Source organism: Alphaproteobacteria bacterium (assembly GCA_033344895.1).
Lineage (GTDB): Bacteria > Pseudomonadota > Alphaproteobacteria > UBA8366 > Aestuariispiraceae > Pacificispira.
In genome coordinates, this window is record JAWPMN010000001.1 from 2,405,548 (window position 1) to 2,419,710 (window position 14,163).

The 14,163-nt window shown below is 61.4% G+C and carries 12 protein-coding genes; 7 read left to right on the top strand and 5 right to left on the bottom strand.

Annotated features, from left to right (window positions below; genetic code table 11):
• Positions 1–8: 8 nt before the first annotated feature.
• Positions 9–2,885: an ATP-binding protein gene (locus R8L07_11805; protein ID MDW3206210.1), complete on the bottom strand. Its 2,877-nt coding sequence runs from the start codon at positions 2,883–2,885 to the stop codon at positions 9–11.
• Positions 2,886–3,295: 410 nt separating this feature from the next.
• Here R8L07_11805 and R8L07_11810 point away from each other — a divergent pair, with 410 nt between their 5' ends.
• Together R8L07_11810 and R8L07_11815 are read left to right on the top strand one after the other, a co-directional pair.
• The gene (locus R8L07_11810) at positions 3,296–5,062 is read left to right on the top strand and encodes an EAL domain-containing protein (GenBank protein MDW3206211.1); all 1,767 of its coding nucleotides are present in this window, start codon (positions 3,296–3,298) and stop codon (positions 5,060–5,062) included.
• Positions 5,063–5,080: 18 nt separating this feature from the next.
• Entirely contained in the window at positions 5,081–5,473 is a 393-nt protein-coding gene (locus R8L07_11815) for a response regulator (protein ID MDW3206212.1), read from the top strand.
• A gap of 20 nt (positions 5,474–5,493) precedes the next feature.
• On the opposite strand, the gene R8L07_11820 is transcribed toward R8L07_11815, so the two are convergent.
• Positions 5,494–7,203: an ATP-binding protein gene (locus R8L07_11820; protein MDW3206213.1), complete on the bottom strand. Its 1,710-nt coding sequence runs from the start codon at positions 7,201–7,203 to the stop codon at positions 5,494–5,496.
• Here R8L07_11820 and R8L07_11825 point away from each other — a divergent pair.
• The 5 genes from R8L07_11825 (at position 7,202) to R8L07_11845 (ending at position 12,650) form a co-directional block, all read left to right on the top strand.
• The gene (locus R8L07_11825; protein MDW3206214.1) at positions 7,202–7,732 is read left to right on the top strand and encodes a hypothetical protein; all 531 of its coding nucleotides are present in this window, start codon (positions 7,202–7,204) and stop codon (positions 7,730–7,732) included. The genes R8L07_11820 and R8L07_11825 overlap by 2 nt on opposite strands.
• 187 nt (positions 7,733–7,919) lie before the next feature.
• The gene (locus R8L07_11830) at positions 7,920–9,194 is read left to right on the top strand and encodes a multicopper oxidase family protein (protein ID MDW3206215.1); all 1,275 of its coding nucleotides are present in this window, start codon (positions 7,920–7,922) and stop codon (positions 9,192–9,194) included.
• A 150-nt stretch (positions 9,195–9,344) separates the two neighbouring features.
• Positions 9,345–10,346 (top strand): GTP 3',8-cyclase MoaA, encoded by a 1,002-nt coding sequence (gene moaA / locus R8L07_11835; protein MDW3206216.1) that lies wholly within the window; start codon positions 9,345–9,347, stop codon positions 10,344–10,346.
• A 5-nt stretch (positions 10,347–10,351) separates the two neighbouring features.
• Complete coding sequence (locus R8L07_11840; GenBank protein MDW3206217.1) at positions 10,352–10,612, top strand: hypothetical protein; 261 nt, start codon at positions 10,352–10,354, stop codon at positions 10,610–10,612.
• A gap of 10 nt (positions 10,613–10,622) precedes the next feature.
• Positions 10,623–12,650, top strand: coding sequence for a 4Fe-4S dicluster domain-containing protein (locus R8L07_11845; protein ID MDW3206218.1), 2,028 nt, complete (start codon positions 10,623–10,625; stop codon positions 12,648–12,650).
• Positions 12,651–12,656: 6 nt separating this feature from the next.
• On the opposite strand, the gene R8L07_11850 is transcribed toward R8L07_11845, so the two are convergent.
• From R8L07_11850 to R8L07_11860, 3 genes are read right to left on the bottom strand one after another with little or no spacing between them, the layout of a single operon-like run.
• Entirely contained in the window at positions 12,657–12,914 is a 258-nt protein-coding gene (locus tag R8L07_11850) for a hypothetical protein (protein MDW3206219.1), read from the bottom strand.
• Positions 12,915–12,923: 9 nt separating this feature from the next.
• The gene (locus R8L07_11855; protein ID MDW3206220.1) at positions 12,924–13,121 is read right to left on the bottom strand and encodes a DUF6494 family protein; all 198 of its coding nucleotides are present in this window, start codon (positions 13,119–13,121) and stop codon (positions 12,924–12,926) included.
• Between the two features lie 17 nt (positions 13,122–13,138).
• Positions 13,139–14,161, bottom strand: a complete 1,023-nt coding sequence (locus R8L07_11860) for a DUF6352 family protein (GenBank protein MDW3206221.1) — start codon at positions 14,159–14,161, stop codon at positions 13,139–13,141.
• Positions 14,162–14,163 lie beyond the last annotated feature (2 nt).

The window sequence follows — 14,163 nt, forward strand, 5'->3', positions numbered from 1 at the left end:
GGGGCGACCTATCCTGGTCGCGTTCCTTTTACGGCTTCTTCGATCTGGTCGAGCAGATCGCCGATCACGAACGGCTTCTGAACGAATCTGGCCCGCTCAATGCCGGAGTAGCGGGCCCGTATGGCAGCGGCACTGCCGCCGGACACGACGACAACCGGACCGTTTGGAACCAGTTCGCGATATCGTGCGGCCAACTCCCACCCCTGAAGCTTCGGCATGCTGTCATCCGTAACCAGCACGTCAAACCGCGCCGGATCATCCTCCAGGAAGGCAAGGGCAGACTCAGGGTCTTCAAAGCTCTGCACTTCGTGTCCCGCACGTTCGAGCAGCCGGATCGCCATGGCGTTGTTCTCGACCTCGTCGTCGACGAAGACGATCCGGTAGCGAATGCCGGGGGCGTCACTTGCGGGAATCGGATCCGTCGGGCCCGGTTCCGTCGTCGGGCGCGTTACCGCTTCGGTTGGCAGAAGGACCGAGAACGTGCTGCCCGTTCCAGGCGTGCTGTCGACCAGAATGGTGCCGCGCATCGCGTCGACGATTCCCCGGCAGGTGGACAGCCCAAACCCGGTGCCGCGGCCGGATCCCTTGGTGGTGAAATAGGGTTCGAATATCTTGCCCAGAACATCTTTCGGAATGCCGCAGCCGGTGTCGGTGACGTCGACGCGAACAACCTCTCCCGGTGCCACAGTCGGGTTCATCAAGGCGAGATCTTCAGACACATGGGTTCTGGATGCCCGGATGTCGATCCGACCTTCCTGGTCACCGATCGCGTGATAGGCATTGGTGATCAGGTTCATCAGGACCTGATCGAATTTGCCGGGATCGCCCAACAGCATCGGAATGCTGTCTTCGATTTCAATGGATACCCGAATGCCGGCCGGGATCGATGACGACATGAACTTTACCGATCCCCGGATCAGGGGGTCGACGCTGAAGGGCACGGCGTGTTCGGTGTCGCTGCGCCGGGAGAAGGCGAGGATCTGCTCCACCATGCGCTTGGCCCGTTGCGCGCCCCGGAAAATAGCCTCGGCATCCTCGTGGGATTGGGACCCCGGGGCAGAATCCTCCATCAGCATCTCCGAATAACCGAGGATCGGCGTCAGCACGTTATTGAAGTCATGCGCGATTCCGCCAGCCAGCGCCCCCATGGTTTCCAGGCGTTGGGAGTGCAGCAATTGATGCTGCAGTTCTGCGCGTTCCTCTTCGGCCCGCATGCGGTTGAGTTCGGCGGCGGCGCGGACGGAAAACACGGAAAGCAGGGAACGGACGAGTTCAGGATCCCGCACCGGTCTGTCGATCATGACGACCAGCAGACCGACCACCCGGCCCTTGCCATCGCGCAGCGGCACACCGCCATAACTCTCTATCCCGCATTCGCGCAGATAGGCATCGCGTGGATACAGATCCGCGACACCGGAATCATGAAGCACCATGTGGCCTTGAACGACCTCCGCACATGGCGCGCCGTCGATCGGATAGGAGAAGGGCTCCATCGGCCCTTGGCCGTTCGCCGCGGCCAGAATTTCGACCCGGGACCCGTCGCTTCGGCTGACACGACCGATCCAGGCTGTCTGGTTGCCCAGTTCCACCAGGGCCGCCACCGCATCGGCCAGGAAGGCCTGACCGATGCCACCGGACACCGTCGCCTGAATCGCGCGCTGTACCGTCTCCTCGCGGTACTTCTCCAGGATGTCCCGGCCGGTGCCGCGATATCCCAGAAAGCGACCGTCCTTGTCGAAGATCGGTATGCCGCTGACGGCAACGATGGTCTCGGACCCGTCGTGCTTCCAGCCCCTGACCGCAAGGTCGCGGAACGGCTCTCGGGCCTTCATCCGGTCCAGCCGCACACGACAGCCTTCATCGGTTGCATCGAAACCGGGCGTTTCTGCGATGTGCACGCCGATCACACCGCCATCAGTCGAGGTCGGTCCGTCCCGGTCCGAGAGGAATGTGTATTTGAGATCCGCATCGCATTCCCAGAAGAAGTCGGAGGCGGCGCGGGAGAAGTCGCGAAACCTGGCATCCTGCTCATCGAGTTCCCGATCGGCCCGGGCAATCTTCTGGCGGGCGTAGACCAGCAGCAGCAGGTCGCCGACGGAGTGAATGAAACTAATTTCCTCCGGCGCCCAAACGCGTTCCTCGCCCACCGTTTCGAAGCAAATGATACCGCGGCTTCCGTCCTGCAGGTCCAGTTCGACGTCGCACAGCGCGGTGACGCCCGTGGCCGGCAGATAGTCCGAACGGAAATCCTGGGTGCGATGATCCTCCCAACAGTTGGAGACTGCCAGAACGTGGTCTCCTCTCAATCCGGCGAAATAGGACGGATAGTCGTCTTCGCGCAGCGTCATGCCGACACCGTCATCTCCGCCGTGCCGAACGAAAGCGGCAACGCATTCAACCTGAAGTCTGTCCGGCCCGCCGAACCAGATTCCGGCCCTGTCGACCTGCAGGGCGTCCGCCGCAACCTCCAGAACCTTCCTGTCGAAATCTTCCCGGTTCTCTTCGGCGATGGACACGAAACGGCGCAGCGTCCGGCGGAAGATTTCACTCTTGGTTCGGCGATCGGTCAGTTCTGCACGCGTGGCGATCAGATCCTCCACAAGGCGGTCGCGCTCCTGACTCCTGAACATCAAATACCCGATCGATGCCAGGGCAAGTGCCGCCCCGACGAATCTCAGCGTCTCCGGTATAACGACCATGTCCGGGGTCTGGTCTTCGCCCGACACGGCGGTGCGGAGGATCTGTACGGCCAACAATATCGCGAGCGAGGCCACGACGACGGCTTCGATCGTCACCGAACGGTTCTGCGACTGCCGGTAGGTGTAGATCGATGCAGCCAGCAGGCCGGCAGCGAACAGCACTATGAAGGGTATGCTCAACGACACCGCGTTTCGATTCCTTATCATCCGGCACGATTTGACGGCTTTGATCAGCCATTCCGACCTGTCCCGGCGTGGCTGGTTCTATTCCCTTGCTCTTAAGAAATCGTGAAAACCACGTGTCTCGGCCCCAGCGACCAGGTGTCAAATCCAACCGGGCCGAGTGTTATTTTCCGATCGGGTAACCTTTTGTTCAGTCTTCGGGCTGTAAGGTTCGATGTGGAGGGGCCCCGGGCCCGGCTCTGTTTGCCGGGCGCGTTGTGTATCAATTGGTCGAACCGCATGGCTCGGCCACAAATCTGCGGGGTCGCAAGAATGAGACTTCCTGTCCGTCAGGAAAGCGCATTGGCTTCCGGCTTCATTGCTGGAAGGACTCGGCGTGCGCACCGTTTCCAGCCCTTCGGTCCGGACGCGTCATGAACGCGGGGACGCTCGATGCCCTCAGAGGGGAAGACAAGGTTCAGACACCGCACATTCTTGTCGTAGATGACGAGGAGGCGAACCGCGCGCTGATCCAGCGTCTGCTTGGCAGCATGGGATACGACGCGGTATCGACGGCGGCGAACGGTCTTGAGGCGCTGGAACGGTTGCGAGCGCCGGAATCCGCATTCGACATGGTGCTGCTGGATGTCATGATGCCGGGATGCGATGGCGTGTCGGTGATCGAAGCGATGCGCGACGACGGCCGATTGAAGTCGATCCCCGTGATCATGATCTCTGCCCTCGGGGACCGGGAAGCCGTCCGTCGTTGCATCGAACTCGGCGCGGATGACTTCCTGCAAAAGCCATTCGACAAGTCGATTTTCCAGGCACGGGTCAATGCGACCCTGGAGAAGAAGAAATCCTTCGACCGGACAATCTCGCGGCTGCGGGATTTCGATAACGTCACCGGAATGCGCCGCCTTCCCCGGTTGATTGCCGACGTCAATCAGCTGTTCGTCAGCGCGAACAGGGATCGGTTTGGTATTGTCGCTTTCGGCGTCAAGATCGATCAGACCGCAAATGTCGGCAGCGCGCATGGCAGCGCGGCTGCCGACCGCTTCTTGGCCCAGATTGCGGAAGATCTGGATCAGTTCTTCCCGGACGATTGCCTGTCCGGCGTGCCGGCGCGCGGAGAGTTTGCATTCGTCCTGCGCACCGACCTGAATACGGCCACGGAGGAAGCGGTGGCGCTGATACGGCGTTTGTCTACAACGTTGGCTGAGAAGCGCGTTTCGATCGGTACCCGAACCGTTGGGATTACCGCGAGCATCGGGCTGGCATTTCGCAGTCCCGGCGGGCGTTGTGATGCAGATACCCTTCTGAATCGTGCCAGCCTGGCCATGCGGGAAGTCATAAACTCCGGCGGCAACGGGTACACGGTCTTCGATACCGGCATGCATGATCGGGTCATTGAAAGATTGTATCTTGAGGCTGACCTGATCGGCGTCACAGAGCGCAACGAGCTGCAGACCTATTTTCAGCCGATCATCTCAGCGTCGGACGGGCAGATCGTCGGATTCGAATCCCTGCTGCGATGGTCGCATCCGGAAATCGGCATGATTTCCCCCGGCGCGTTCATTCCCATAGCGGAAGAGATGGGCGAGATCGGCAAGATGGGGAATTGGGTTCTCAACGATTCACTTCGTGCCGTGTCGAGTTGGCCGAAATTCGGCGGCAAGAGGGTCGTCAATATCAACGTATCCGGCCGACAGCTGACGCTGCCTGGCTATGCCGGCACGGTGATCAGATCCATCGAAAGTGCCGGAATCGCGCCGGAGCAAGTGAAGCTGGAAGTCACGGAAAGTGCGCTGATGGCCGAAAGCGATCGCGGCATGGCCGTTCTGAGAGCGCTGGAGGAAGCGGGCGTTCAATTGGCCATCGATGATTTCGGAACGGGCTATTCCTCCTTCAAGATTCTTCTCTCCTTCCCCTTCGATACACTCAAGATCGATCGCAGTTTTGTCAGCGGGATCGAAGGGAACCCACGCAACCGAAAAATCGTCGGCACGATTACAATGATGGCGCACGATGTCGGAATGGACGTGGTTGCCGAGGGTGTCGAAACGGAAAGCGAGTTCGCGGCTATCGCAGAGCAGGGCGTTGACTATGCCCAAGGCTACTATTTTGCCCGTCCGATGTCGGCGGTAGATGCAAACGCCCTTTTGGACGAGGGGCCGACCTGGAACCGAACCGGAGTATAGCGAAGAGCGGTTAGAGGAATGCGAAAGCGGATCCTGATCATCGAAGACGATGCCGATGTGCGTGACCTTGTTGCGCGCTACTGCACGCGGCTGGGATACACACCGGCGCTCATGGCGGAATCACGTTTCTTCGATGTCGGCCTCGATATCGGACCGTTGGACGATCTGGCCGCCGTCATCACGGATATCTTCATGCCCGGAAAGAGCGGCATTCAGATTATCCGCGAAATTCGGTCCCGTTCCGAGATGGTGAAGATCATCGCGATGTCGGGCGGCTGGAGCACACAGGGCAGTCGGGAGGACGCCTTGCAGGCTGCGGGCGTGCTGGGGGTCGATGCCGCGTTGCCGAAACCCTTCACGATGGAAGAGTTCAGGTCCTGCCTGAAGGACATCGGCCTGCCGGCCTCCTGATGTCAGACTCTTGATTCCGGTCAGTCGGATCCCGGCGGGTTCACACGGTCGGCCGGAATGGTCAGGGTGACCCGCGTCCACTTGCCCAGTTCGCTTTCGATCCGCAGGTTACCGCCGGGGGCATCCAGCATCCGCTTCGAGATACTGAGCCCCAGACCGGTGCCTTCATAGGCAATTTCGGAAGAGGCCCGTCCCTGGGCGAAGGGTTCCAGAATGCGGTCCAGATCTTCCGGCGCGATTCCCTTCCCCGTGTCCTGCACGGACAGTTCCAGCTCGCCCGCCTCGGTCAGCCCCGCGGTGATGGTGATCCGGCCGCCGTCGGGGGTGAACTTGATCGAGTTCGACAGCAGGTTCATCAGCGCCTGGCGAAGCATCCGGTTGTCCGCCGAAATCGGGGGCAGGTCTTCCGGAACCGCGACCTCGATCGTCTGTCCCTTCTGATCCGCCCGTGCCCGGGTGAGGCGCAGCGATGCGTCGACAAGGGCCCTGACCGAGAAAACCTGTTCGTGCAGTTCCATCTCACCGGCTTCAACACGGGTGATGTCCAGAATATCGCCGATAACGTCCAGAAGGTGCTGGGAGGATGCGAGGATGTCCTTCAGGTATTCCTCGTATTTCGAGTTGTTGATGCGACCCAGCAACCCACCGATCATGATCTGCGAGAAGCCGATGATGGCGTTCAGCGGCGTCCGCAATTCGTGGCTCATATTGGCCAGGAACTGAGTCTTGGCACGGTTGGCGCTTTCGGCAATCGAGCGTGCGGCATCGGCTTCGCGCTTTGCCGTTTCAAGCTGGACCGCCAGGCGGATCAGGGCATTTTCAAAGCGCATCCCGACGATGATCAGATAGGAGCCGATCACCAGCGCTATAATGGCAACGATGACGGTCTGCCAGAATCGGTTGGAATGTTTTGGCCATCCCCCTTTCGGGGTCGCGCTGATGCTCCAGGATGTCCCGACGAGGGCGATGTCCAGTGCGACCGGATCGCTTCCCAGCGTCGACGCATCGCCCAGAAACGGCTGATCCGAGACGACGCCGGATTCGACATGATACAGGGCGAGGTCGTAGCGCTGTGAGAAATGGGTAAACCGGACTTTCTGGAGGAGAAGATTGAAGTCGATGACCATAGACGCAATGCCCCACAATTCCGGGGCAATGGTTTCTGTCGTGGAACGGTAGACGGGAAAGCGCGCAATAATGCCGGTTCCGCCCTGAATGAGGTTGATCGGCCCGGCGATGAAAATCCGGTTCTCATCGACCGTTTTCTTGACCATCGGATACTGGTCTTTCAGGTCGATATACGCCACGCCGAGGACCGAGGCGTTTCCTTCGAGCGGATGGACATGCGAGATGACGAGGTCTTTTGCGAGAGCGAGATTACGGATGATGTTGTTGTCCTGCGACATCAGATACGAGGCGAGCCGCTCGAACTCGATCTGTCCCAGATCTGGCCTCACACGCACATAACTCACCAGCCCGCGCACCAACTGGACATCCCGGTTGACCTGTCTTTCGATCTCGACCCGCAGACGGTTCAGGTCCTCGCGTGCATCGACCCGTGCCTGGGCGACCGTTTCCCGATATGCGGAAATTTCCAGCAGAGTGGGAAGCCCGATGCACATGAGGGCAAGTAGCGCCATGCGCAGGGCTGTCTTGCGCCAGACAGTGCCGGTGCGGATGTCCAGATTTTCGTCCAGAAGGCCGCTGCGAGATAGGAACTGGTACGACATGCCTCATTTCGATCGAGTTTGGACAGCGTTATGGTTGCACCGATCCTTATGCATCGCAATGTCCAACGCTGGTATTACACTCATTACGGTACCACAATATGGATTGCGCGTTTCAGGAGGTTGTATCATGTCTTCGTCGCAGGGTAGACGGTGTTTAGCAATCGGCATTTTCGCCGTTTTTGCCTCTGCTTTCGGAAGTGTTGCGGGATCTTCGACCGGCCTCGCCGGGGAACTTGAGAATGGCGTGGTTCTGGCCAAGAAGCATTGCGCGCGGTGCCATTTGATTGGCGACGGGCGGACCATGAATGGCCTGGGCTCGGCGCCGTCCTTTCGCGGCCTCGTCAACAACCTTGACGATTGGGAAGAAAGGTTTGCGACATTCTTCGCGCGGCCGCCGCACCCGGCCTTCGTTCGTCTGGAAGGAGTGGAACCGCCGACCGCCTTGCCGCCTTCGGCTGCACCCGTCGAAATGACGGCGGCGGAAGCCGATACGATTCAGCTTTATGCCCGGTCGCTTCGCGCGCAATGATGACATTGCCCGACCGGGGGTGAACCCTATCTGAGGTCACATGTTCACACGACGAAAATTTCTGGGCCTGGGCGCCGTGGCTTGCTTCGCGGCAACTCTTGGGCCGTCATCGGTTCGGCCTGCGTCGGCGGACGCAAGGCATCTTCTTTCGGCCCGGCCCGCATCGGTCCGTTTCGCGGGGCCGGATGTGCCGGCTACCGACATTTGGGCCTATGGCGGCACAGTCCCCGGCCCGCTGCTGAGATATCGGGTCGGCGACGATCTCGATGTGCGGCTGGAAAACGGGTTGGAACAGCCGACCACGGTTCACTGGCATGGATTGCGCCCACCGGTAGACATGGATGGTGTTCCGTTCATCAGCCAGCCGCCAACCCGGCCCGGGGAAGGCTTCGATTATCGGTTCCGGCTCACGGAACCCGGAACATACTGGTACCATCCACATTTCCAGGGATCCGAACAGATCGGCAGGGGGCTCCACGGTGTGCTGATCGTCGATGAGGACGAGGCAATTGCGGTCGATCGGGAGATCGTCTGGGTACTGGACGACTGGCGGATGGATGCCAACGCGGCCATCGCGGCATTCGGTGCTGGACATGATAAGAGCCATGCCGGCCGAATCGGCAATGTCGTGACCGTGAACGGGTCGCTGGACACGGTGGAGCCTGTCCGGGCAGGGGAACGCATTCGGTTGCGCCTGGTGAACGTCGCGAATGCGCGGCTGTTTGCCCCCGAGTTCCCGGTCGGCGATACCTGGGTCGTGGCACTGGACGGCCATCCGGTTCCGCCCTATCGCCCGAAGGACGGGCGGGTCTGGCTTGGGCCCGGCGAACGCGCGGACCTGATCGTCGACATGTCGGAAGACCCAGGCGCGACGATTCGGATCGAAGATGCCGCCTATGGCGAACAGCGACGCTTTCATCTTATGTCGTTCGAATACGGGGGGAAGGCCCGACTATCGGGGCGCGACAATCCGGCGGCGCCGACCGCACTCCGCCCGCATGACCTGCCGGAACCGGATGTCGAGAAGGCGGAGCGGCATCAGATAGTTTTCGAAGGTGGCGCCATGGGCGGGATGCAGGGCGCTCATATGGGCGATAAGTTCCTGTCGATGCGGGAACTTGTCCAGGCTGGCCGCTTCTGGGCGATGAACGGTACCGTTCCGACCAGCATGACCGAGCCGGAACCGTTGCTCTCTCTGCCGTTGGGCAGCAGTCAGGTTCTGGAAATGGCGAATCTGACGGCGTTCCCACACCCGATACATCTTCATGGCCACGTCTTTCAGGTGGTGAGCATCAACGGCAAGCCCCTGGAAAACAGGCCCTGGCGTGACACGGTCCTGCTGTGGCCGGACATGACGGCGGAAATCGCCTTCGTCGCCGATAATCCCGGGCGGTGGATGTTCCACTGCCACATATTGGAGCATCAGGAGAGCGGCATGATGGCGGTCGTCGACATTGCTTGACCGACGGGCCCGGGTCCTCTCCCATTGTCGACAGTTCTTGTCAGGTCGATTGGTAATACCAGTTGATGTGGTGGGAGCCACTCATTAGATTGATTCTAACAAGGGCCACCAAGAGACGGTGCCGACAAGGGGTGGAAGGATAGTTCGTTCATGGCGCAACTGATCGATCCGTTCGGGCGCACGGTTGATTATCTCAGGATTTCGGTGACGGATCGCTGCGACTTCCGCTGTGTGTACTGCATGTCGGAGGATATGACCTTCCTCCCGAAATCGGATCTGCTGACACTGGAGGAACTGGATCGTGTGAGCTCCGCCTTTGTCCGCCATGGTGTGCGCAAACTGCGGATCACCGGCGGCGAGCCGCTGGTACGGCGCAATATCATGTCCTTGTTCAAGTCGCTTGGCCGTCATCTGGAATCAGGGGCTCTGAGTGAACTGACCCTGACCACGAACGGCAGCCAGCTGGCGCGCTTCGCGGATGACCTTTACGCCTGCGGTGTCCGGCGGGTGAATGTTTCCATCGACACCTTGGACCCGGACAAGTTCACGGCCATTACCCGCTGGGGCAAGTTCGATCAGGTGATGGACGGGCTTATGGCTGCCAAGCGCGCCGGCCTGCATGTCAAGATCAATGCTGTAGCCCTGAAGGGCGTCAACGACAGCGAAATCCACGACATGGTGTCCTGGTGCGGCGGCGAAGGGTTCGATCTGACCTTCATCGAAGTCATGCCTATGGGCGATATCGGGAACGAGCAGCGTATTGATCAGTATTGGCCGCTCAGCATGGTTCGCGCGGAACTCGCATCGCGCTGGACGCTGGAAGAGTCGGACTATGTGACCGGGGGGCCGGCGCGTTACGTAACGGTAAAGGAAACCGGTGGACGGATCGGGTTCATCACGCCGCTGACCCACAATTTCTGTGAAAGCTGCAATCGCGTGCGCCTGAGTTGTACCGGGACGCTGTATATGTGCCTGGGGCAGGACGATGCCGCGGACTTGCGGGCGCCGGTGCGCGCGTCCGAAGGCGATCAGCTTCTGGATGAGGCGATTTTCGAAGCCATAACCCGCAAGCCCAAAGGGCATGATTTCGTTATCGACCGCCGTCGGGGCGCCAAGAGCGTCGCCCGGCACATGAGCGTGACCGGGGGCTGATGGCGATGGCGGTCCCGCCGATACCGGGCCAGATGCGGGTCTTTCCGCTGGACTGTTACCCGGATCCGGATGCCGATCCCAGCGTGGTCATGATCGTTTGCGCCGAAAGCGAGCAGCAGGCGATCCAGATTGCCTTCGATCATCCGAACGCGTCCCAGTATAAGGCGGTGTCCCTGAACAAGGGGAAGAAGCATAAGAAAGCCCCCGGCATGACCCCCGGTGTACACGGCTTTGTCAGTTGGCCTGCCTTCCAGGCGCTGGGATAGGGAGAAGGGAATGAAGCTGGGCGACAGCACGGTACTGGTTTGCGACTGCGCGGGGACAATGCCGCTTGACGGCGCGGAGATCGCCAAGGCCTGTGGGGCGGAGAATTGTGCTGTCAGTCGCCTCCTTTGCCGCGATCAGATCGGCAAGGTCGCCACCGCGGCGCGGTCCGGCGGTGACCTCGTGATCGCCTGCACCCAGGAAGGCGCCGCTTTCGCCGAAGCGATCGAAGACGCCGGACTCGATACCGTTCCGAAACTGGTCAACATCCGGGAAACCGGCGGGTGGTCACGGGAGGCCGAACGTGCCACGCCGAAAATTGCCGCCCTTCTGAAGGAAGCCGCGCTGAAGGCGCCGGACGTCCAGACCGTTGAAATGCCGTCCTCCGGAATCTGCCTCGTATACGGTGCCGGACAGGTTGCTCTCGATGCCGCGCGGCAACTCGAAGGTCGGATGACGGTTTCGCTGCTGCTGACCGATACCGAAGATCTGCTGCCGCTCGGCATGATGGATCTGATGACAGCGACGGGACGCGTTGCGGCCGCGCAAGGACATCTGGGTGATTTCGAGATCAACGTCGACAGTTATGCGCCGCTGAATCCGGCGTCGCGCGACACCCTGACCTTCGGACGGGCCGCCAATGGCGCCGCGGCGAAATGCGATGTCATTCTGGACCTGTCCGGGCGCGCGCCGATGTTTCCGTCCCATGAGCGCCGCGACGGGTATCTGCGCGCCGATCCTGCAGACCCGGTAGCCGTGCAGAAGGCCATCTTCGCGGCATCGGATCTGGTCGGCGAGTTCGAGAAACCGCGCTATGTCGCGTTCCGGTCCGAACTATGCGCCCATTCCCGTAGCCGGATCACCGGCTGTACCCGCTGTCTGGACGTCTGTCCCGCATCGGCCATTCAGCCGGACGGGGAATCCGTTGCGATCGATCCCTATCTGTGCGGGGGCTGCGGGTCGTGCAACAGCGTGTGCCCGACCCAGGCGGCGTCCTACACCTATCCTTCGGACCAGTTTCTTGCCGAGCGTACGCGTACGCTTCTCTCGACCTATCTGGCCAGCGGCGGGAAACGGCCGGTCCTGGTCGTGCACGCAGCGGAGCATGGGGGCGGCCTGATCGATGCCAGCGCGCGGTTCGGCAGGGGGCTTCCGGCCCGGGCGATCCCCTTTGCCGTAAACGAGACGACCGCTGTGAATGCGGAGTTTCTGCTGACCGCCTTTGCCTATGGTGCGGAACGCATCGTGCTGCTGGCCGGTGAGAAACGACGTGCGGAACTGGACGGGCTGGCGCAGCAGGCCGGGCTGGCGGAAGCGATCCTTACCGGGTTGGGCTACGATTCCGGACTTGTCGATGTACTCGTCACGGATGATCCGGATGGGTTGGAAGACGCGCTGTGGGATGCCCGCAAGCCGAAGCACGGGGTCAAGGCTGCCGCGAGTTTCCTGCCGCAACCGGAAAAGCGCACGAACATGCGCCTTGCGACCGAACACCTGCGAAAGCATGCGCCGGATGCGGCGGATCACGTGTCCCTGCCGCCGGGCAGCGCCTTCGGGCGGCTGCGGATCGATGCCGAGAATTGCACGCTCTGCCTTTCCTGCGTAGGGGCCTGTCCGACAAACGCCCTGACGGACAACCCGGACAGGCCGCAACTGGGTTTCCAGGAAAGCGCCTGCATCCAGTGTGGACTTTGCAAGAACACCTGTCCGGAGAAGGTCATCGCACTGGAACCGCGGTACCGGTTCGGCGAGGGCGCGAACGAGCGGGAAATCGTCAAGGAAGAAGAGCCCTTCGAGTGCATTTCGTGCGGTAAACCCTTTGCGGCGAAATCGACCATCGACAAGATGATTGCGACGCTGGGCGGCAAGCACTGGATGTTCCAGGGGACCGGGGCGGATCGGCTGAAAATGTGCGAGGATTGCCGCGTCCAGGCGGTCTTCACTGAGGAGCCGCATCTGGCGGCCGGCGGGCGCCCCATGCCCCGCACGACCGATGACTATCTGGCGGCCCGGGATCGCGGGGAAGAAGACCTCGACTGATTCCCGCTACTGTCCGGGCGCTGCCGTCGCCCGGCACAGGGCCTCCGCCCGTGACAGGAACAGTGCCGCCTGCTGCTCGGAGATTGTGCCGTCGCCGCGCATTGTCTCGATGCCCTCGGCGCGGTCCTTCAGGCAGGCACTGAAGGCCGCTTCCGCGGGGTCCAGCGGCACTTCCGGGGCCGGCATCAGGTCCGCGCGGTGGTAATAGGCCAGCATCCCAGCCGACCCGACCATCACCAGAAGAGCAATCACGCGGCCCAGCATGGCGTTTGCCTACTTCAGTTCGATCGTGCCGTCGATCGCGACTTCCAGATCGACCCCATCGACCGTCAGCACGACCTTGGCGTTCAGGGTGCCCGGCAGAGCGTCGGTATCGGCGTCGCGGATGGCGGTTTCGATCTCGCGCTGGGAGGTCACGCCGACCTTCTTCAGGAACTTCCGGATCGACATGTTCATCGCGTCTTCATTCATCTCGCATCTCCTCGTGTTTAGGCGGCTTCGCTGATCGGCAGATTGACCAGCAGGTTTTGCGGCTTCATGCGCAGGGTCCCGGAAGAATCCATGGCCAGTCCCAGATAGATCGGTCGGCCGCGCACGCGGTCGATCACGGCGTCCTCGCTCTTGATCTCCATCCGGAACAGCGACAGCAGCCGCGCCAGTCTATCCTCCTCCGGCTCCTCCCCGCGATAGAGATCGTTCAACAGCGCAGAGGAATCCGCATCCAGGCCGGTATGCCAGACCCATCGCTCGTCCCGGATCGATTGAACCGGATGGATGCGCGTCTCCAGGCTCAGGAAATAGGCGACCCATTTCTCCAGGACGCGGCAAAACGCATCGAGTCCGGGGCGGGGGAAGGTCAGGTCCAGCACCGTGTCGAACCGGTCGGAGCGGGCCCAGTACATCTGTCCGTTTTCCTCGGTCAGCACGTCCAGGTCGACCTCCCGCATGGCGGTGTTGCTTTCCTTCAGCAGCCGGCCCAGATCGCCGAAGCCGCCGGTCGTCGCAAAGCGGTCCACCGTTTCCTCGTCGGCCATCATGATCTGACCGTCCTGGATCGTGACCCGCTGGCTTCGGAACAGCAGCTCCGCCGCCCGGGCCTGCAACGGGTTTTGGTTGTCGTCCAGAATGTGGCGGATCAGGGCGTGGACAAGTTGATCCATGAACAGGCCCGGAACGGGAAAGTCGACCCCGCGGACCAGACGCGAATAGGCGGCTTCCAGCGTGCCGGCGTCGAGCAGCAAATTCCGGAACTGCAGGAAGATGCCGTAATTGTATGCCGTGTCGCTGTCTTCGAATGACGCAAGCCGGGTGTCGTCGACGGTTTGCCGGGGATCGTCGATCAGCGCGGCGTGGACGTCCCGTTCGGCGGAACAGGATTCCGCAACCGGTGCCAGTTCCGGCCGTGCCAGATAGGCACGCAGCAGGTCGTCGGTAACCGGCAGTTGGCCCGATGCGTTCGGGGGGGTCAGGCCATATCCTGACGAGATCCAGAAATCCGGACGTGCGGCCATGA